A 17,697-nucleotide genomic window follows, 5' to 3' on the forward strand; every position below is an offset into this window, starting at 1 on the left:
TCTTGGCAGCCGGGATACGGTCTTCGGCGGTGACCGTGGCGAGGGGAGAATGATCTATGCGGGTATCAGCTTCGGAACGAAAAGAACAACTGATTGCGGCCACGATTGAAATCATGCGCCGTGAGGGCGTTCAGTCGGTAACCATGCGGGCGATTGCCAAGGAGGCGAATGCCCCCCTGGCCGCGGCACATTATTGCTTCAGCGATAAAGACGAACTCATGGACAGGGCGGCCGAGGCGTGGCTGAAGAATCTGAGCCGGTTCTCCAGCGACGTGCCGGATTATCTCGGCCTTCGAAAGGCCGTGGAGCAGGTGGCGGAAGGTTATTGGCGCGCACTGGAGGAAGAGCCCTCGAGCATACTCGCGGAAATCGAACTCATCATGTGGGCGACGCGCAATGCCGCCAGCCCGCTGGCTGGAAAGATTTATCCCGCTTATGTGGTGGAACTGGGAAACATCTTCTCTGTGGCTGCCCAAAACAGCGGGGAGGGGTGCCGTATCGGCTTCCCGGCGCTGGTGCGGCTGTTCCTGATGATCTACGACGGCGCAGCGATCCAGTACATGACCGATCCGAAGGGTGCCGATCACAGTGCCCATTTCTTCATGATGATTGACGCTCTCCTGATTAAGGCCGGCGTTTAGGGCTCCGGGGAATGGCGCAGCGTGCCTCGCAGCCGCGCCGTTAGCGGCGTTTCATACTTCGGAATACCGGAAGGAGTGCGATTCGAGGCCATCGGGGTTGGGGCCGTAAATGGTGATCATCCGCGCATAGACCGGCGCCCAGTACCTGCCCACACCGCCGGGATTGACGCGTGCTGAATCACCAGGCCGCAGGATGACCGTTTTGCCCCGGCTCTCAATGTGGAGTTCGCCCTCCAGTACAAAAGCGGTCTCACTGTGTGGGTGAAAATCTTCCCAGGCGCAGGAATTAAGCGTCCATTCCGAAAGGATAAAGTCATCCCAGCTGCCCACCGGGTGGGAGTTGATAAACCGACAGCGCAGGCGCCCATACTCGCCGCCGAGGGCCTCCAGCGGCTTCGCTGCCCAGAACTCAATTGGATGGCCCGCCGTCATTGTGGGGGACTGAATGGTGGCTGCATCGTTCATGGCTTCAACCGTTTCAAGAGTCGGAAATTACCCATACGTGCATGGTGAAATTCAGTTACCCCCGGTCAAAAGTGAGGTGGATCACCCTGCTGTGATCAACATTACATGAACATCTGTTCCAGTCAACTGTTCATGTGCATGCCAAAAGTCCCTACCGGACCTCCCGCCCTGATGCAAGGATGTTCGGACGTGGCCGGGCCGCCCCTGAGGCCAGGGCGCGGGCAGGAATATCCATACCACCGAAAGGCTCATCATGAAGGCAGCACGTTTCCATGCCCGCAAGGACATCCGCATCGAGGACATTCCGGAACCGGAACTCCGGGCCGGGGCAGTGAAGATCGACGTCGCGTGGTGCGGTATCTGCGGAACTGACCTGCACGAGTACCTGGAAGGGCCCATCTTCTGCCCGGCGCCGGGGCATCCGCACCCCCTCTCCGGCGAGGAGTCACCGGTGACCCTGGGGCACGAGTTCTCAGGGACTGTCACCGAGGTCGGCGACGGGGTGGAGGGGCTCGCGGTGGGCGACAACGTCGTCGTCGAACCCTATTTCGTGGACGGCGACTGCGACATGTGCCAGGCGGGCAGCTACCACCTCTGCCGGCAGATGGGCTTCATCGGGCTTTCCGGCGGCGGTGGCGGCCTGAGCGAAAAGATTGTGGTGGACAAGCGGTGGGTGCACCCGATCGGGGACATTCCGCTGGACGAGGCGGCCCTCATTGAACCGCTGTCCGTGGCGCACCACGCGGTGGCCCGCAGCGGCGCGAAGGCCGGCGATGTCGCCCTGGTGGGTGGGTCCGGGCCGATCGGGCTGCTCACTGCCGCGGTCCTGAAGGGCATGGGCGTGACCACCATCATCAGCGAGCTCACCGCGGCGCGGAAGGAGAAGGCTGTCTCCAGCGGGGTGGCGGACCACGTCCTGGATCCCAGCCAGGAGGACGTCCCCGCGCGGGTTCGCGAGCTCACCGGCGGAACCGGTGCCGACGTCGCGTTTGAGTGCGCCGGCGTGAACGCCGTGCTGGACACCATGCTCGACGCCGTCCGGCCGGGTGCCGTGGTGGTCAACGTGTCCATCTGGGGTGCTCCGGCCACGGTGGACATGCAGAAGCTGGTGCTGAAGGAGATCGATCTCCGCGGCACCATCGCCTACGTCCGCGACCACCCGGCCGTGATCAAGATGGTGCAGGAAGGCAAAGTGGACCTCAAGCCGTTCATCACCGGCAGGATCGCGCTGGATGACCTGGTGGAGCAGGGTTTCGACACCCTCATCAACCACAAGGACACCGCGGTGAAGGTGCTGGTGCATCCGTAGGGACTTCGGTCCAACCGACCCGTCGACGAGGCTGCCCAGCCATAAGTAGTGCCCCGATATACATCCAGCGAGAACGGAGAAAAGTTCGATGTTCGCCAGAATCAGCACGTACCAGACCAGCCCCAACACGCTCAGGAACGCACCGACGGAGGAAATCATCACCAGGGTGCTCCAGCTTCCGGGGTGCAAGGGAATCTACTACCTGAACAGCAAGGAATCCGACAAGGCACTCTCCATTACCCTGTGGGACACCGAGGAATCGATGGTTGCCACCCGGCAGGACGCCACCAGGATCCGCGAGGAGACCAGCGAGGCGGACAAGACGCACATCGTCTCGGTAGAGGAATTCGCAGTGACCGCCAACAGCCTCAACACGTGACCGTCCCGCAGAAAAGCTCGGCGGCTCGCTGCTGACCGGGCCTTGCGCGACTGCAGCGGCCGTTCCAGAAAGTTCTTGCGGGGGTCCGGGCGCAGGCGGAGAATTGCCTCACTGGCGGGGTTTCATCTCCTTCCCCGCCGTGGGCATCGAGGCCCCGCCGGCGTCCAATCAGCTCAAGAGCATCACCGTCCATAGGAGATGAAATGCCAAATCTAGTTCGCATGAGCCTGGACTCGCCCGAGGAGACCCGACCCTTCGAAGGTGACACCGGCCAGCTTCAACTCGTCAACGTCGACAAGGGCGCCGTTGGGCGCGCCACGTTCCTGCCCGGCTGGCGCTGGTCCGAACACGTCAAGCCGATCGCCAAAACAGAGAGCTGCCAGGCATCCCACATGGGGTACTTCGTTTCGGGCCGGATGAAAGTGGTCATGGACGACGGCGAGGAGATGGAATACAGCGCCGGCGACTTCGGCATCATGGCACCCGGGCATGACGCCTGGGTGGTGGGAGACGAGCCCTGTGTGGTCATCGACTGGCAGGGATTCGCCGACTACGCGAAGCGCTGAACATGCGGTTCCCGTCGGCGTCATCCAGCGCAGTGTGACCCGAACCGCCACCAGTAGCCGCTCCGCTGCACCAGGGGGCGGCTACTGTCATGCCGCCGCACCGACCACCGCGCGGTGAGCACGCGCCGTGACCACCGCGCGGTGAGGTGACGAGCGGACCGGCGGCCCTACCTACGGGAGCTCAGTGCGTCGAACTGCTCCTGCCAGAGCGCTAACTCTTCGTCTACATAGCGCCGATGAGCCGGGGTCCACTTGGGCCAGATATCCGCCTGCGCCCGGGCCTGGGACGTGGTGTGGACCGGCGGCGGAGTCCGGTCCCGGTTGGGCAACAGGGCCGGTGGCGGACCTTGGCGGGGGAGATGGTGGCGGGGGAGAGGGTGCGGGACCTGCGGCGGGGTCCGCAGGCCGGCGGCGACTGGCCCCTGAACGGGGCGCTGGAGGAAGCTGGCCAGAGCGAGCGCCAGCCTGGATGCGGCCCAGACAACGCCGGCCAGCACCATCACAACAAAGAGGAACGCGACCCAAAGCAGGAGCCCGATGGCTGGGAAGACCAACATGCTCCATTTTAGCCTCCCGGCCCTCCATTGCGGCAGGTTCATTTTGGGCCGGTGAGCGTTCCGCGGCGGCCACAGCCGCCCGCCGGCGGACAGTCCGCGGCCGGCCTTGACCCCTGGTTCGACTGATCCTACGGTGACTGAATCAGGCGATCCAGCAGACCCCGGAGGCGGTCATGACAGACAAGGAAAGCACCATCTCCAGCCTTGTGGCACGGCATGAACTTGCCGCGAGCGCCATCCATCGCGGCGATCCCGGCCCGCTGATCGGGCTGTTGTCCGAGGACGGCCCTACCACACTTTTCCCGGCTGTCGCGCCCGGGAAGAGCGGCTGGGCGGACGTCAGTGCTACGTTCCGCTGGGTGTCCACCCGGTTCGCTGACGGAACGCCCGTGGTCTATGAACTGGTGGCCGCCGATGTCAGCGGTGACCTCGCGTACACGGTGGGCTACGAAAGATCGGCCGTCTCCGTGGATGGCGGCCCGCTGGAAGAGGAACTGGTCCGGGTCACCCACATCTACCGCCGGGAAAACGGGGAGTGGCGGCTGGCCCACCGCCATGGCGATACGGGCCAGCACGTCAGCCCGGGCCTCACCAGCCTCCTGAGCCAGGCCATGCCGGACAAGCCCCGCCCCGGCTCCGGCGGCCGGACTTAAGTCCCTGTTTGGGAGGCCCCCTGCGGCGTAACTTGAAAGCAGGGTCCACCGAACCGGGCCCGCGTCCAAGGGGGGCATCATGACCAGGCCCAGGCTGTCCGCACTCAGCGTTTTGGCGGTTGGCGCGCTGTTTGCGCTCGCGGGCTGCTTCGGTCCGCCGGCCCCGGCACCCACCAGCAGCTCCCCGGCCCCCGCTGCGTCGGCAACCCCGTCCGCGGCGCCGGGCACCACGGCGGGCCCGACGGCGGCGACCAGCGCCCCGGCGACCGTTTCCCCCCCCGGCGACCGTTTCCCCCACGGCCACCGCACCGCCGTCGTCCGCCCCCGCAGGCCCGCCCGCCGGCCCTTCAGAGAGCCCGCAACCCGCGCCGGAGCCCACCTTCACGGGGTTCCCGGAGCAGGTGGCCCCGCTGACGGTCTACTACGTCGCCGTCGGTGACAACGGCGCCTCGGGGCCGAAGATCGGCTGCGGCGACAGCCTGGTGGCCACCACCACCGCCCCGGTCCGCTTCCGGGACCAGGTGGGCCCCAGCATTGGCGCCCTGCTCGCGAACAAGAACCGCGACGTCGGCATGTCCGGGCTGGTGAACGTGCTGTACCAGTCGAGCCTGACCTACCTCGGCGGCGAACTGGACGGCAGCACCATCACCATCTACCTTTCCGGGCAGTTCATGCTGGGCGGCGAGTGCGACATCCCGCGCGCGAAGGCCCAGCTGGAGTACACCGCCATGGCCGCGTCGGCCGCCACCAGCGCCCGGGTGTTCGTCAACGGCCGCCCCATCGACGAGGTCCTCAGCCTCAAGTAGCGCATGGCACCTTCAGCAGGGCTGCTGCAGGCCTGCCGTCATTGCTGCCAGCCCCGTCATGGCCTGGACGGCGTCGTCATTGGAAAGCCCGTTGTCGTGGCAGAGAGACCGCCACGTCCAGAAAGAAACGGAATGCGCGACGACGGCGCGTAGCCGGCCGCTGTCCGGTTCCGGAAACGGCTCCAGAAGCCGGTCGCGGAAGAAGTTGTTGCGCTGGGCGAGGTCTGAGCGGTGGCCTTCCGGAAGGGCGGCCCAATCGCCATAGATGCGCCTGAGCATCGGCTCGCCGTCGCGATAAAACCGGTAAAGGTCGGCCAGGCCGGCGTGCAGGCGCGTGAGCGGGTCCGTGAGCTCGGACCAGGCGGCGGGATCCGGCAGCTGCTGCTGGGAGAGCCAGTGCGAGGAGCAGGCGGAATACAGCGCGGCGTCGTCCGCAAAATGCCGGTAGACCGTCAGGCGCGTCACCCCTGCCTGCTCGGCCACTCCCGCAATGGTGGTCTTGGCGGGGCCGACTGACCCGTGCAGTGCCACCGCTGCGTCCACGATCCGCTGGCGCGTGGTTTCCACCTGCTCGGCACGCTTATTCATCTGGTACCGGCGGGCTTTGGTTGAACGGCCCTGTTCACTCAAACTGTTGACACCCGTCCTGTCGCGGCTGGATAATTCGATGTACACAAGTGTATATCGAATAAGAAAAGGTGGGATGTCATGAGCGCTGAAGAGGCTCCACGGCTCACTGTCGTGCAGCCAGGAGAAGGACGCCACGGCAGCCTTGGAACAATCGGGGTTGTCTTCAAACTGTTCGGCGAACATACCAACGAACAGATCTCCATCGTGGAGCATCCCTTCCCGGTAGGGGCCCTCGTTCCACCGCATAAGCACACGCGCGAGGATGAGTACTCGATCGTCCTCGAAGGCGAAATCGGGTTCCGCTCCGGTGAGCGGGAGGCGGTCCTGGGCGCCGGCGGCTACATCACCAAGCCACGCGGCGAGCTGCACACCATGTGGAACGCCGGCAAAGTTCCCGCGCGGATGATCGAAGTGATCAGTCCTGCGGGGTTCGAGCATTTCTTCTGGGGGCTGGCCGATCAGCTTGAATCCGGCGGTCCACCGGACCCTGAAGCCATCGGCAAACTCGCCGCTGAATACGGTCTCCAGTTTGGCGAGGCGCCATGGCTGCCGGGCATCATCGCCCGGTACGGCCTGAATCCCCCCATGGGCTGACGGGAAAAGTGACCGGCCGCTCCCGGTGCACCCCCGTGAGACCCCTCGTCAGACCCCTGCCAAGCGGCATTCAAGCTCTTCACAGCTGGCCATCAGGTTTCACGGAGGATCCAAACACACCACCACGATCATTGCCTGCGCCCGGCTTTGAGGCATATAACCGTAAAGGCTGCTCCGCTCGTCCCCGGCTGTTCCAAGCACGGAGGATCTGACGTCCGGTTTTCCGCGGCCCTGACCTTTTCGTGAAGGAGAAGCAATGCATCTTTTGCCTCGTGAGCAGGAAAAACTCATGATCGTTGTTGCCGCCGATCTGGCCCGTCGCCGGCAGTCCCGGGGCTTGAAGCTGAACTTCCCCGAGGCGGTTGCCCTGATCAGTTACGAACTGATCGAAGGGGCCCGCGACGGCCGGACCGTGGCGGACCTGATGAGCTACGGCACCACGCTGCTCACCCGCGACGACGTCATGGAAGGGGTGCCCGAGATGATCCACGATGTCCAGATCGAAGCGACCTTCCCGGACGGCACCAAGCTCGTCACCGTTCACGATCCCATCCGATAGGAGCCCGTCCATGATCCCCGGAGAATACGTCCTCAATTCCGAACCGGTGACGCTCAACGCGGGACGGGACGCCATCGACGTCCATGTCACCAACACCGGAGACCGGCCCATCCAGGTCGGTTCGCATTACCACTTCGCCGAAGCCAACGCCGCCCTGGACTTTGACCGCGCGGCCGCCTACGGCCGCCGGCTGGACATCCCGGCAGGCACCGCCGCCCGGTTCGAGCCCGGCGACAGCAGGCCGGTCCGGCTGATCGAACTGGCAGGCAACCGCGAGGTCTTCGGGCTCAGCAACGCCGTCAACGGCCCCCTCTCCCAGAACCAAGGAGTACGCAAATGAGCCTTGAAATTCCCCGCAAGCAGTACGCGGACCTGTACGGCCCCACCACGGGAGATGCCATCCGGCTGGCTGACACTGAACTGTTCCTTGAGATCGAGAAAGACCTCACCGTCTACGGCGAGGAAGTGGTGTTCGGCGGCGGCAAGGTGATCCGTGACGGCATGGGCCAGAACGGCCAGGTCACCCGGGACGAAGAGGTCCCGGACACCGTCATCACCAACGCGATCATCCTGGACTACACGGGCATCTACAAGGCGGACGTCGCCCTCAAAGACGGCCACATCGTCAAAATCGGCAAGGCCGGCAACCCCCAGATTACCGACGGCGTGGACATCGTGATCGGGGCCAGCACCGAGATCATCGCCGGGGAGCGGAAAATCCTCACCGCCGGCGGCATCGACACCCACATCCACTTCATCTCCCCGGACCAGGTCCCCACCGCACTGTGCAGCGGGATCACCACCATGGTGGGCGGCGGCACCGGCCCGGCCGAAGGCACCAAAGCCACCACCATCACCCCGGGCAAATGGCACATCCAGCGCATGCTGCAGGCCATCGAAGGTCTCCCGATCAACGTGGGCCTCTTCGGCAAGGGCCACGCGTCCGCCGTCGAGCCTTTGGCCGAGCAGATCCGGGCCGGGGCCATCGGGCTCAAAGTCCACGAGGACTGGGGCGCCACCACGTCCTCGATCGACACGTCGCTGAAGGTCGCCGACGAGTACGACGTCCAGGTGGCCATCCATACCGACACCCTGAACGAGTGCGGCTTCGTAGAGGACACCATCCGGGCCATCGATGGCCGCGTCATCCACACATTCCACACCGAAGGCGCCGGCGGCGGTCACGCGCCGGACATCATCAAGATCGCCGGCCTGCCCAACGTCCTGCCCGCGTCCACCAACCCCACCCTGCCCTACACGCGGAACACCATCGAAGAGCACCTGGACATGCTGATGGTGTGCCACCACCTCAGCCCGGCCATCCCCGAGGACGTGGCGTTCGCGGATTCCCGCATCCGCGCCGAGACCATCGCCGCCGAGGACGTCCTGCAGGACCTGGGCATTTTCGCGATCACCTCCTCCGACTCGCAGGCCATGGGCCGTGTGGGCGAAGTGGTGACCCGCACCTGGCAGGTGGCGGACAAGATGAAGCGGCAGCGCGGCGTTTTGAAGGATCCCCGGGGGGAAAGCGCAGCCGGCGAGCACGGCGCCGCGAACGGTGCCGGGGCCGAGAGCGATAATTTCCGGCTCAAGCGCTACATCGCGAAGTACACCATCAACCCGGCCATCGCGCAGGGCATGGCGGACGCCATCGGCTCGATCGAGGTGGGCAAGTTCGCGGACCTGGTGCTCTGGGATCCGGCGTTCTTCGGCGTCAAACCCGAAGTGGTCCTCAAGGGCGGGCAGATCGCCTACGCGCTGATGGGCGACTCCAACGGGTCCATCCCCACCCCGCAGCCCCGCACCATGCGGCCCATGTACGCCACCCTGGGCAAGGCCCTGCAAAAGTCCTCCATCACGTTCCTGTCCAAGGCCGCGATCGAGGCAGGCGTGCCGGAAGAGCTCGGACTGGAGCGGGTCATCCGCCCGGTGTCCGGCATCCGCACCCTCACCAAGGCGGACCTGAAGCACAACAACGCCACGCCGGACATCGAAGTGGACCCGGAGACGTACAAGGTGACGGTGGACGGCGAGGATGTCACCTGCGAGCCGTCCGACGAACTGCCCATGGCCCAGCGCTACTTCCTCTTCTAGGAGCGGCTTTGTGATTATCGAAAAAGTCCTGGGCAACCTGCACGATCTGCCGCCGGACGCGGGGGAGTACGCGGGCCTGCACCGGGAGAAGGTGGTCCTGCCCAGCGCCGAGCTGGTCAAACGGATCCAGCGCGTCACCACCGACCACGGCAAGGAGCTCGGCATCCGCCTGCCCGCAGGGTCTGCGGACCTGCGCGACGGCGACATCCTGCACGTGGCGGACACCAACATGATCGTGGTCTCCGTCCTGCCCACCGATGTCCTGGTCATCGCGCCGCGGTCCATCCACGAAATGGGGGTGGTGGCGCACTCGCTGGGCAACCGGCACCTGCAGGCCCAGTTCTTCGACTCGTCCTCGGAATACGGGGCCGAGGTCATGGTCTGCGCCTACGACCACACCGTGGAGGACTATCTCAAGCACGTCGGGGTTCCCTACGACCGGCAGGAACGGGTCATGCCTGTTCCTTTCCGCCATGCCGAACACTCGCACTAGCTACCAGCTCGGGCTCCAGCAGCTGACGGACTCCGCACTTCCCACCGGGGCGTTCGCGCACTCGCTGGGGTTCGAGGGGTACATTGAGCGCGGGCTGATCCACGACGCCGATTCGTTCGGGCGCTGGCTCTCCGCCTTTGTGGGGCAGCAGCTGACCTACTCGGACGGGATGGCCATCCGCCTCCTCTACGAGGGAACACCCGTGGCGGAACTGGATCCCGTGCTCACGGCACAGCTCCTGCCCCGGCAGGTGCGCGAGGCCAGCATCACCATGGGCGGCCGGCTGCTGGAGATCGGCGGCCAGGTCTTCCCGTCGCCCGGGCTGGCGGAGTACAGCGACCTGGTGAGCACCGGCCGCGCCGCAGGCCACCAGCCGCTGGCGTTCGCCGTCGTCGCCCGTTCCCTGGGTGTGCCGCTGGCGGAGGCGCTCGCCGCGTACCTTTTCGCCGCGGTCACGTCGCTGACGCAGAACGCGGTGCGGGCCATTCCGCTCGGCCAGAACGCCGGGCAGCGGCTGCTGGGGAGAGCGGCCGACGACGTCGCTGCCGCAGTTGAGCGGATCGGGCACCTGACGCCGGACGACTTCGGGGCCACGACCCCCGGACTGGAAATTTCGCAGATGCGGCATGAGCGGCAACGTGCGCGCATGTTCATGAGCTAACAGGAGGACACCATGACTGAACCCATCATTATCGGCATCGGCGGCCCGGTGGGGGCCGGCAAAACCCAGCTGGTGGAACGGCTGACCCGCCACATGAGCGGCGAGATCTCCATGGCCGCCATCACCAACGACATCTACACCATCGAGGACGCCAAGATCCTGGCGGCCAACGGAATCCTTCCGGAGGACCGGATCATCGGCGTCGAAACCGGCGGCTGCCCGCACACCGCCATCCGGGAAGACACCTCCATGAACACCGCGGCCATCAAGGAACTCAAGGCCCGCCACCCCGACCTGCAGGTCATCTTCGTCGAATCCGGCGGCGACAACCTCTCCGCCACCTTCAGCCCCGAACTGGTTGACTTTTCCATCTACATCATCGACGTGGCCCAGGGCGAAAAGATCCCGCGCAAGGCCGGCCAGGGCATGATCAAGTCCGACCTCTTCATCATCAACAAAACCGACCTCGCCCCGCACGTCGGCGCCGACCTGTCCGTCATGGAACGGGACTCGAAAGAATTCCGCGGCGACAAACCCTTCTGCTTCACCAACCTCAAAACCGACGAAGGGCTCGACGCCGTGATTCGGTGGATCCGGCGCGACGTCCTGATGCTCGACCTGGCCAAGTGAGCACGACGGCGGCCTCTCAAGTGGTCACCCAACCGGGCACCGGGCTGGGTGCGGCGGCTTCACCGGATATTAGGGGCCGTGCCCGCTTCGCGGTGCCCACCACGCCGCGGCCCCTAATATCCGGCTCCGCAGCCTCCGCAGCCAGGTCGCCAATGGGGGAGCTTGAGCTACAAGTCGCCGTTCGGCAGGGCAGGTCCGTGGCGGTGCAGCAGTACCATCGGGGCGCCCTGCGGATTTTGCGGCCGCACTATCTGGATGAGTCGGGGCAGGTTTGCTATGTCATGGTGAACCCTGGCGGGGCGTATCTTGGGGCTGATCTCTTCGTTATTGACGTTGAGGTGGAGGCGGGGGCTTCTTTGTTGTTGACTACACAGTCTGCGACGAAGGTTTACCGGACGCCCGGCTCCTTTGCCGAGCAGCGGATGACCTTGCGGCTCGGCGACAATGCGCAGCTGGAGCTGGCCCCGGACCAGCTGATCGCCTACCGGGAGGCCAGCTACCGGCAACGTACCCACGTGACCGTCTGCCCGACGTCGAGCCTGATCATGGCCGAGGTGGTGACTCCCGGCTGGTCACCTGACGGGTCCTCGTTCAAGTACGAGGAACTGCGGCTCCGGAACGAAATCCATGTGGCCGGCACCCACGGCACGCAGCTGCTCGCGCTGGACAACCTGCTCATCCGGCCCCCGCTCGCGGATGTTACCGGGATGGGCTTCATGGAAGGGTTCAGCCACCTGGGCTCCCTGATCGCGGTGGACCCGCGGGTGGACCAGGCGCTCGCCGACGACCTCCATGCGCTGGCCGCAGGACACGACGCCCACACCGGCGTGTCGCTGACCGCCCGGCAGGCGGGCACTGCGGCGCTGGTCCTGCGTTCCCTGTCCAACAGCACCGGGGAACTCAACCGGCTCCTCCGGGCCTGCACCGGCTTGCTGCGCGAACGCTGGTACGGGCAGGCACCAATGAACCTCAGGAAGTACTGATGACCACCTTGAGTGATGTGGCCGTCCTGTACCGGCAGCGCGAGCAACTGCCGGCCAGGACCCGCATGCTCGTGGTGGCCGGCGCCGTCGTCCTGCTCCACTGCACCGCCGCGGCGCTGCTGGCGATCGGTACCTTAACAGCCCGGCCCCTCGCGCTGGGGCTGGTCTTCACCGCCTACCTCGCCGGGGTGAAACACAGCTACGACTGGGACCACATCTCAGCCATAGACAACTCCACCCGCAGGTTCGTGGCACAGCACAAGGACCCGGTCAGCGTGGGATTTGCCTTCAGCCTGGGCCACAGCTCTGTGGTGATGCTGGCCGGGCTGCTGGTGCTGTCCGGCGTCGCCCTGGTGGGGCAGCTGATGGAGGCGGGAAGCGCCGGCAACCTGGTGCTCGCGCTGATCGGAAGCGCGGTCTCCGGGACGTTCCTGCTGGTCATGGGCCTTTTCAACGGCTCCGCTTTCCTCAAAGCCGCCCAGGCCTACCGGAAGGCGGCCAGGGGAGGGACGGTCCACAGCGGGGACCTGGAGGCCAAAGGGTTCATGGCCCGGCTTTTGGCCAAGCCCCTGGCCAGGGTGGAACGTCCGCGGAACATCTACGTCATCGGCTTCCTCTTCGGTTTAGGCTTCGATACCGCCACCACCATCGGCCTGCTGGTCATGACCACCTCAGCCACGCTGGCCGGAGTCTCACCGTTTGCCCTGATGGCCATTCCGCTGGCCTTCGCCGCCGCCATGACCCTCTGTGACTCCATCAACGGGATCGCCATGATGCGGCTGTACAAATCCGCCATCGAAAACCCGCAGCGCCGGCTCGGGTTCAACGCTGTCATCACCGGTCTGTCCGCCCTGTCCGCCCTGTTCATCGCCGTCATCACGCTCGGCGGGCTGGTCAACGCCGCGGGAGTGGACCAGCCGGTCGTTGCCTGGCTGGCGGGAATCGACCTGGGGGAGGGCGGACTCGCGCTCGTTTGCACGTTCGCCGCCGTGTGGCTGGTTGCCGTCCTTCGGGGGCGGCGGCACGCCCGATGACTTCCGTCTATCTGCCCCGGGAATCCGTCGCCAGCCTCAACTGGATTGCCGCCACCACCCGCGGCCTGAGCCAGATCTACTTCCAGGCGAACGTGTGGACGGGCCTGGCGGTACTGGCCGGGTTCGCCATCGCGAACTGGCGGATGGCTGCGCTGGCGGTGCTGGGGCTGCTCTTTTCAACCCTCAGCGGTGTCCTGTGCCGCCGGCGGCTCGGCGAACTGGGCAACGGCCTGCACGGCTACTGCGGGGCCCTGGTGGGCGCAGCGCAGTTCTCAGCGCTGGGTTTCACCTGGCCGGCGGCCGCGTTCGCCGTCCTGGGCGGCCTCGCCTGCGGGCCGGTCACCGTTGCCGTCGCTTGGCTGTTCTACCACCCGTCCGTCCGCCGGTACGCGCTGCCCGTGACCACCGCGCCGTTCTGCATCGTCGCCGGGGTGCTCTTTGCCGTCCATGCCCCCTTGCACGGGCCGCGCACCGATCTGGGCGAGGTCCCGGAGAACGTCCTGGCCAACATGGGCCAAGCGATCCTCAGCAACATTTCAGAAGTCGTGCTGGTGGACTCCGCCCTGGCCGGCGCCGTGATCCTGGTGGGGCTTTTTATCGCCCATTGGAAGGTGGGCGCGGCTGCACTGCTGGGCAGCGGCCTGGAGGCGGGCATGGATCTTGCCACCGGCTCGGATGTCCAGTCCCTGGCGCACGGGCTGTTGGGCTATTCCGGGGTCCTGACGGCCATTGCCCTGGCTGCGGTCTTTCTGCGGGGCACCTGGCAGCCCTGGGTTGCTGCCGTGGTGGGTGTTGGTGTTTCGTCGGTCCTGGCCTGGGTGATGGGCCTGACCGCGCTGCCTGTCTATACGTGGCCGTTCATCCTCGCCACCTGGCTCATGTTGGTGGCGCTCCACCATACTCCCGGGTTCAGCCCCAGGACCTGACGTCCGCGGCCGGGCGGTGGACCTCCAACTCCTGGATGTGACGGACCCGCAGCCGACATTGTCAGCTTCCCGTCGTACTCTTAGCCGTAGCCCCACTCTTTCCAAGATTGACGTGTCCGAACGGATCCGCATGCCAGAGCTGAACGTCCAGGAGCGGACCTCGCTCCAGCTGCCCATCACCGACGCCGCGTCGCTGTCCGCCACGGAGGTGCTCGAACGCCTGGGCTCAGGCCCCGAGGGCCTGTCCGACGAGGAGGCCGCCGCCCGCCTCGCGGCCCTCGGCCCCAACGCCGTCCGCACCCACCGTGCCAACGGCTGGGCTGTCCTGGGCCGCCAGTTCGCCAGCCCCATCCTGATCCTCCTGCTGATCACCGCCGGCCTGTCCCTGTTCCTGGGTGACGCCACCAACTCGATCGTCATCGGCGTGATCCTGCTGGTGAGCGTGGGCCTGGGCTTCACCAACGAGTTCCGCGCCGAGCGGGCCTCCGAGGCGCTGCACTCCCGCGTCACCCACCGCGCCGTGGTGCTCCGGCGCGGACCCGCCGGCGGAACTGCCGGAACCACCCGGGAAGTGGACGTCACCGCCCTGGTGCCCGGCGACGTCGTCCATCTCTCCCTGGGTGCCATCATCCCGGCGGACCTCCGGCTCCTGAGCACCAAGAACCTCCTCTGCGACGAAAGCATCCTCACCGGGGAGTCGCTGCCCGCGGCGAAGGACCCCGCGCCGGTCCGGGCCGGGTCCGCCCTGGCGGACCTCTCCTCCTGCGTGTTCATGGGCACCGTGATCCAGTCCGGCGGCTGCACGGGCGTGGTGGTGGCCACCGGCGGCCGCGCCGAGTTTGGCCGGATCGCCCTGGGCCTGGGGGAACGGCAGCCGCAGACCGAATTCCAGCTCGGGCTCAAGCGGTTCAGTTTCCTGCTGCTGCAGGTTGCGGTGGTGCTCACCTCGCTGATCTTCCTCGCCAACCTGCTGCTCCAGCGGCCGCTCCTGGAATCCCTGCTGTTCTCCCTCGCGATCGCCGTGGGCATCACCCCGCAGCTGCTCCCCGCCGTCGTCAGCACGTCCTTGGCCACCGGCACCCGCCAGCTGGCCAAGCGGAAGGTGCTGGTCAAACGGCTCGTCTGCATCGAGGACCTTGGGGACATGGACATTCTGGTCACGGACAAGACCGGCACCCTGACCGAGGGGCGGATCAGCTTCACCGGAGCCCTTCCGCTCACCCCGGAAACCTCCGACGGCGGCCTGCTCACCCTGGGGCTGCTGGCCACCGAGGCGGATTACACCGAAGCCAAACTTACCTCCGCGGGGCAGAACCCGCTGGACGCGGCCCTGTGGGAAAGCCCCGGCGCCGCCGACTTTGACCCGGCACGGTTCGAGCGGCTGGACCTGATCGACTTCGACCACCAGCGCCGCCGCACCACCGTGCTGGTCCGGGAGCCCGGCGGACCCGCGCAGCTGGTCACCAAAGGTGCGCCCGAAGACGTCCTGGCCCTGTGCGGGCCCACTCCGCCTGCCGTGCAGGCCATGCTCGATGAACAGTTCGACGCCGGCTCCCGGGTGGTGGCCGTGGCCACCCGCGCTGCGGCGGGGCTCAGGGCGCTGACCGCGGCCGATGAGCGCGGCCTCACCCTGGCCGGGTTCCTGATCTTCCTGGACCGGCCCAAAGCCAACGCCATGGCCTCCCTGGACGAGCTGGAAGCCCTGGGAATCACCGTCAAAATTGCCACCGGGGATAACGCCAAAGTGGCCGAACGGGTCTGCGTGGAGGTCGGGGTGATCTCCGGCGGGACGCTGACCGGTGCTGACGTGGAGGCAATGTCCGACGCCGAACTCACCGACGCGGCCCGCACCGCCACCATCTTCGCCCGGGTCTCGCCCGAACAGAAGGCGCGCATCATCACCCTGCTGCGGCAAAGCGGCGGCGCGGTGGGGTTCATGGGCGACGGCGTGAACGACGCCCTGGCGCTGCACAAGGCGGACATCGGGATTTCCGTGGACAGTGCCACCGACGTCGCGAAGGACGCTGCCGACGTCGTGCTCCTGGACAAGGACCTGGGCGTCCTCGCCGAAGGCGTGCGGGAGGGCCGCCGGATCTTCGCGAACACCATCAAGTACGTCCTGATGGGTACCTCCAGCAACTTCGGCAACATGTTCAGCGCCGCCACGGCGTCCGTGGTGCTCAGCTTCCTGCCCATGCTGCCCGGCCAGATCCTGCTGAACAACCTGCTCTACGACTCCGGCCAGCTCGCCATCCCGGGCGACCGCGTGGACAACGAACAGCTCCGGGCGCCCTCGCACTGGAACATCGCGTTCATCCGCCGGTTCATGTTCCTGTTCGGGCCCATCAGCTCGCTGTTCGACTTCGCCACGTTCGCCCTGATGCTGTTTGTCTTTAACGCCGTGCCGGGGGAGTTCAGGGCCGGCTGGTTCATCGAATCCATCGCCACCCAGACCTTGATCATCTTCGCCATCCGGACCCGGCGGGTGCCGTTCCTGCGCAGCCGGCCGTCCGTCGGTTTGCTTGCCGCCTCGCTGGGTGTGGTGGCAGTGGGAATCTACCTGCCGCTCTCGCCCCTGGCCGGGGTCCTGGGCTTCGACCCGCTGCCGGTCCCGTTCTTCCTCGCGCTGCTGGGGATGATCGTGGTGTACTTGGTCCTGGTGGAAGGTGCCAAGGCCTGGTTCTTCGCCCGGGACGCCCAGCAGGTGCCCGCCGGCCCCATCCTGGTCCGCCGCCGGCCCGAAAACCACCACATCGCCCGCCGGGCCTTCCGCTTCAGCGCCCCGGTCCCGGTGGCCGCGCCGCGGCACCGGCGCCTGCTCGCCGGGCGCAGCGCGCGGGCTTGAGGTTCGCTTCCGCCCGTGCAACGCGGGGTCAGATACCGCCCAATAACTTCCGATTTTCGGGCGTAATCTGACCCCGCGTTGCTTCTAGAGGGCCGCTTCCGCCTGCTCCCAGTGCCGCTTGAGCAGCTCCGCCACACGCTCGGGTTCCACCCGGTGCGGAGGGTCGAAGTGGTGCCGGTGGGGGAACACCTCCAGGTGGAAGTCGGGGAAGAACACCCTGGAGAGCCGGCTGGCAGTATCGCCGTAGTCGTCGGGGTTGCTCAGCCCGCCGAGGGCAAAAAACACGGGCTGGCGGAAGGCGGCCAGGCTGGCCCGGTCCAGATCGTAGGTCTTGAAGGTCCGCAGGAACGCCCTGATGCCCGCCGGCCGCTTGGCCATCCACGGCGGCGGGGGATCCGGCGGCGGCGGGAGGACGACGTCGGGCTTTACCCCCAGCCGCATAAAAGCGGCCATGAACTGCTCCTGCGGGAGGGTCTCCAGCTGCTGGTACTGCTTCCAGATCTCCGCGTAGGCAGGGCTCCAGTCCCAGTTCCCTGCCCAGGCCGGTTCCAGCAGCGCGAGGCTCCGCAGCCTGCCCGGGTATTTGGCGGTGAACGCCAACGCCGCCGCACCGCCCCCTGAATAGCCCGCCAGATGGAACGTGTCCCATCCCCGGGCGTCGGCCTCGCGCAGGACGCCCTCAACCTCGGTGTCCAGGCTCCAGTCCGGCGGGGGAGTGTCGCCGGCATACAGCTCCAGGTCCTTGGCGACGGCCTGCACGTCCGGCCCCAAGGCCCGGATCAGCGCGCCGTAGGCGAGGTCGGCGGGGAGCACGCTCCCGGGAAGAAGGATGGCCCGCAGTGGTCCCATGGCAGGATGCTACGCCTGGCGGA

General features: G+C 66.5%; 21 protein-coding genes. 17 read left to right on the forward strand and 4 right to left on the reverse strand.

Going from position 1 to position 17,697, the window contains the following annotated elements:
* The first annotated feature begins 56 nt into the window (after positions 1-56).
* Positions 57-641, forward strand: a complete 585-nt coding sequence (locus SBP01_RS05225) for a TetR/AcrR family transcriptional regulator (RefSeq protein WP_320537748.1) — start codon at positions 57-59, stop codon at positions 639-641.
* A gap of 51 nt (positions 642-692) precedes the next feature.
* On the opposite strand, the gene SBP01_RS05230 is transcribed toward SBP01_RS05225, so the two are convergent.
* Positions 693-1,106, reverse strand: a complete 414-nt coding sequence (locus SBP01_RS05230; protein WP_320537749.1) for a cupin domain-containing protein — start codon at positions 1,104-1,106, stop codon at positions 693-695.
* A gap of 253 nt (positions 1,107-1,359) precedes the next feature.
* Between SBP01_RS05230 and SBP01_RS05235 the strand changes: the two genes are divergently transcribed.
* The 3 genes from SBP01_RS05235 to SBP01_RS05245 all read left to right on the forward strand — a co-directional run bounded on the left by SBP01_RS05235 (position 1,360) and on the right by SBP01_RS05245 (position 3,360).
* Entirely contained in the window at positions 1,360-2,415 is a 1,056-nt protein-coding gene (locus tag SBP01_RS05235) for a 2,3-butanediol dehydrogenase (protein WP_320537750.1), read from the forward strand.
* A gap of 88 nt (positions 2,416-2,503) precedes the next feature.
* Entirely contained in the window at positions 2,504-2,794 is a 291-nt protein-coding gene (locus SBP01_RS05240) for a hypothetical protein (RefSeq protein ID WP_320537751.1), read from the forward strand.
* 203 nt (positions 2,795-2,997) lie between these two features.
* Positions 2,998-3,360, forward strand: a complete 363-nt coding sequence (locus SBP01_RS05245; RefSeq protein WP_275212794.1) for a cupin domain-containing protein — start codon at positions 2,998-3,000, stop codon at positions 3,358-3,360.
* Positions 3,361-3,527: 167 nt separating this feature from the next.
* Here SBP01_RS05245 and SBP01_RS05250 read toward each other — a convergent pair whose 3' ends face one another.
* A complete protein-coding gene (locus SBP01_RS05250) occupies positions 3,528-3,917 on the reverse strand; it encodes a hypothetical protein (RefSeq protein ID WP_275212793.1) in 390 nt (129 codons plus the stop codon).
* A 173-nt stretch (positions 3,918-4,090) separates the two neighbouring features.
* Between SBP01_RS05250 and SBP01_RS05255 the strand changes: the two genes are divergently transcribed.
* Positions 4,091-4,570 (forward strand): YybH family protein, encoded by a 480-nt coding sequence (locus SBP01_RS05255; protein ID WP_320537752.1) that lies wholly within the window; start codon positions 4,091-4,093, stop codon positions 4,568-4,570.
* Between the two features lie 401 nt (positions 4,571-4,971).
* Positions 4,972-5,376 carry a hypothetical protein gene (locus tag SBP01_RS05260; RefSeq protein WP_320537753.1) on the forward strand — a complete coding sequence of 135 codons (405 nt, stop codon included), beginning with the start codon at positions 4,972-4,974 and terminating at the stop codon, positions 5,374-5,376.
* 12 nt (positions 5,377-5,388) lie between these two features.
* Here SBP01_RS05260 and SBP01_RS05265 read toward each other — a convergent pair whose 3' ends face one another.
* Positions 5,389-6,006 carry a TetR/AcrR family transcriptional regulator gene (locus SBP01_RS05265; RefSeq protein ID WP_320537754.1) on the reverse strand — a complete coding sequence of 206 codons (618 nt, stop codon included), beginning with the start codon at positions 6,004-6,006 and terminating at the stop codon, positions 5,389-5,391.
* Positions 6,007-6,084: 78 nt separating this feature from the next.
* On the opposite strand from SBP01_RS05265, the gene SBP01_RS05270 reads away from it, so the two are divergent.
* The 11 genes from SBP01_RS05270 to mgtA all read left to right on the forward strand — a co-directional run bounded on the left by SBP01_RS05270 (position 6,085) and on the right by mgtA (position 16,825).
* The gene (locus SBP01_RS05270; RefSeq protein ID WP_320537755.1) at positions 6,085-6,600 is read left to right on the forward strand and encodes a cupin domain-containing protein; all 516 of its coding nucleotides are present in this window, start codon (positions 6,085-6,087) and stop codon (positions 6,598-6,600) included.
* Between the two features lie 256 nt (positions 6,601-6,856).
* Positions 6,857-7,159, forward strand: a complete 303-nt coding sequence (locus SBP01_RS05275; protein WP_320537756.1) for an urease subunit gamma — start codon at positions 6,857-6,859, stop codon at positions 7,157-7,159.
* Between the two features lie 10 nt (positions 7,160-7,169).
* On the forward strand, positions 7,170-7,499 hold the full coding sequence (locus SBP01_RS05280) for an urease subunit beta (RefSeq protein ID WP_320537757.1): 330 nt from the start codon (positions 7,170-7,172) through the stop codon (positions 7,497-7,499).
* Positions 7,496-9,253, forward strand: coding sequence for an urease subunit alpha (gene ureC / locus SBP01_RS05285; protein ID WP_320537758.1), 1,758 nt, complete (start codon positions 7,496-7,498; stop codon positions 9,251-9,253). Before SBP01_RS05280 ends, ureC begins: the two co-directional genes overlap by 4 nt.
* Positions 9,254-9,263: 10 nt before the next feature.
* Positions 9,264-9,746: an urease accessory protein UreE gene (gene ureE, locus SBP01_RS05290; RefSeq protein ID WP_320537759.1), complete on the forward strand. Its 483-nt coding sequence runs from the start codon at positions 9,264-9,266 to the stop codon at positions 9,744-9,746.
* Positions 9,727-10,407 (forward strand): urease accessory protein UreF, encoded by a 681-nt coding sequence (locus SBP01_RS05295; RefSeq protein ID WP_320537760.1) that lies wholly within the window; start codon positions 9,727-9,729, stop codon positions 10,405-10,407. Before ureE ends, SBP01_RS05295 begins: the two co-directional genes overlap by 20 nt.
* A gap of 12 nt (positions 10,408-10,419) precedes the next feature.
* Positions 10,420-11,037 carry an urease accessory protein UreG gene (gene ureG, locus SBP01_RS05300; RefSeq protein ID WP_320537761.1) on the forward strand — a complete coding sequence of 206 codons (618 nt, stop codon included), beginning with the start codon at positions 10,420-10,422 and terminating at the stop codon, positions 11,035-11,037.
* A gap of 152 nt (positions 11,038-11,189) precedes the next feature.
* Complete coding sequence (locus SBP01_RS05305; protein ID WP_320537762.1) at positions 11,190-12,020, forward strand: urease accessory protein UreD; 831 nt, start codon at positions 11,190-11,192, stop codon at positions 12,018-12,020.
* The gene (locus tag SBP01_RS05310) at positions 12,020-13,054 is read left to right on the forward strand and encodes a nickel transporter (protein ID WP_320537763.1); all 1,035 of its coding nucleotides are present in this window, start codon (positions 12,020-12,022) and stop codon (positions 13,052-13,054) included. The genes SBP01_RS05305 and SBP01_RS05310 overlap by 1 nt, the downstream gene beginning before the upstream one ends.
* A complete protein-coding gene (locus tag SBP01_RS05315; RefSeq protein ID WP_320537764.1) occupies positions 13,051-13,980 on the forward strand; it encodes an urea transporter in 930 nt (309 codons plus the stop codon). Before SBP01_RS05310 ends, SBP01_RS05315 begins: the two co-directional genes overlap by 4 nt.
* A gap of 130 nt (positions 13,981-14,110) precedes the next feature.
* A complete protein-coding gene (gene mgtA / locus SBP01_RS05320; protein WP_320537765.1) occupies positions 14,111-16,825 on the forward strand; it encodes a magnesium-translocating P-type ATPase in 2,715 nt (904 codons plus the stop codon).
* An 84-nt stretch (positions 16,826-16,909) separates the two neighbouring features.
* On the opposite strand, the gene SBP01_RS05325 is transcribed toward mgtA, so the two are convergent.
* On the reverse strand, positions 16,910-17,674 hold the full coding sequence (locus SBP01_RS05325) for an alpha/beta fold hydrolase (protein ID WP_320537766.1): 765 nt from the start codon (positions 17,672-17,674) through the stop codon (positions 16,910-16,912).
* Positions 17,675-17,697: the final 23 nt, after the last annotated feature.

Source organism: Pseudarthrobacter sp. IC2-21 (assembly GCF_034048115.1).
Taxonomy (GTDB): domain Bacteria; phylum Actinomycetota; class Actinomycetes; order Actinomycetales; family Micrococcaceae; genus Arthrobacter; species Arthrobacter naphthalenicus.

Coding starts and splice junctions, on each gene's coding strand:
- ureC (WP_320537758.1), top strand. CDS start 7,496: ATGAGCCTTGAAATTCCCCGCAAGCAGTACGCGGACCTGTACGGCCCC.
- SBP01_RS05225 (WP_320537748.1), top strand. CDS start 57: ATGCGGGTATCAGCTTCGGAACGAAAAGAACAACTGATTGCGGCCACG.
- SBP01_RS05315 (WP_320537764.1), top strand. CDS start 13,051: ATGACTTCCGTCTATCTGCCCCGGGAATCCGTCGCCAGCCTCAACTGG.
- SBP01_RS05235 (WP_320537750.1), top strand. CDS start 1,360: ATGAAGGCAGCACGTTTCCATGCCCGCAAGGACATCCGCATCGAGGAC.
- SBP01_RS05245 (WP_275212794.1), top strand. CDS start 2,998: ATGCCAAATCTAGTTCGCATGAGCCTGGACTCGCCCGAGGAGACCCGA.
- SBP01_RS05295 (WP_320537760.1), top strand. CDS start 9,727: ATGCCGAACACTCGCACTAGCTACCAGCTCGGGCTCCAGCAGCTGACG.
- ureG (WP_320537761.1), top strand. CDS start 10,420: ATGACTGAACCCATCATTATCGGCATCGGCGGCCCGGTGGGGGCCGGC.
- SBP01_RS05325 (WP_320537766.1), bottom strand. CDS start 17,674: ATGGGACCACTGCGGGCCATCCTTCTTCCCGGGAGCGTGCTCCCCGCC.
- SBP01_RS05230 (WP_320537749.1), bottom strand. CDS start 1,106: ATGAACGATGCAGCCACCATTCAGTCCCCCACAATGACGGCGGGCCAT.
- SBP01_RS05255 (WP_320537752.1), top strand. CDS start 4,091: ATGACAGACAAGGAAAGCACCATCTCCAGCCTTGTGGCACGGCATGAA.
- SBP01_RS05250 (WP_275212793.1), bottom strand. CDS start 3,917: ATGTTGGTCTTCCCAGCCATCGGGCTCCTGCTTTGGGTCGCGTTCCTC.
- SBP01_RS05240 (WP_320537751.1), top strand. CDS start 2,504: ATGTTCGCCAGAATCAGCACGTACCAGACCAGCCCCAACACGCTCAGG.
- SBP01_RS05280 (WP_320537757.1), top strand. CDS start 7,170: ATGATCCCCGGAGAATACGTCCTCAATTCCGAACCGGTGACGCTCAAC.
- mgtA (WP_320537765.1), top strand. CDS start 14,111: ATGCCAGAGCTGAACGTCCAGGAGCGGACCTCGCTCCAGCTGCCCATC.
- SBP01_RS05310 (WP_320537763.1), top strand. CDS start 12,020: ATGACCACCTTGAGTGATGTGGCCGTCCTGTACCGGCAGCGCGAGCAA.
- SBP01_RS05275 (WP_320537756.1), top strand. CDS start 6,857: ATGCATCTTTTGCCTCGTGAGCAGGAAAAACTCATGATCGTTGTTGCC.
- SBP01_RS05270 (WP_320537755.1), top strand. CDS start 6,085: ATGAGCGCTGAAGAGGCTCCACGGCTCACTGTCGTGCAGCCAGGAGAA.
- SBP01_RS05305 (WP_320537762.1), top strand. CDS start 11,190: ATGGGGGAGCTTGAGCTACAAGTCGCCGTTCGGCAGGGCAGGTCCGTG.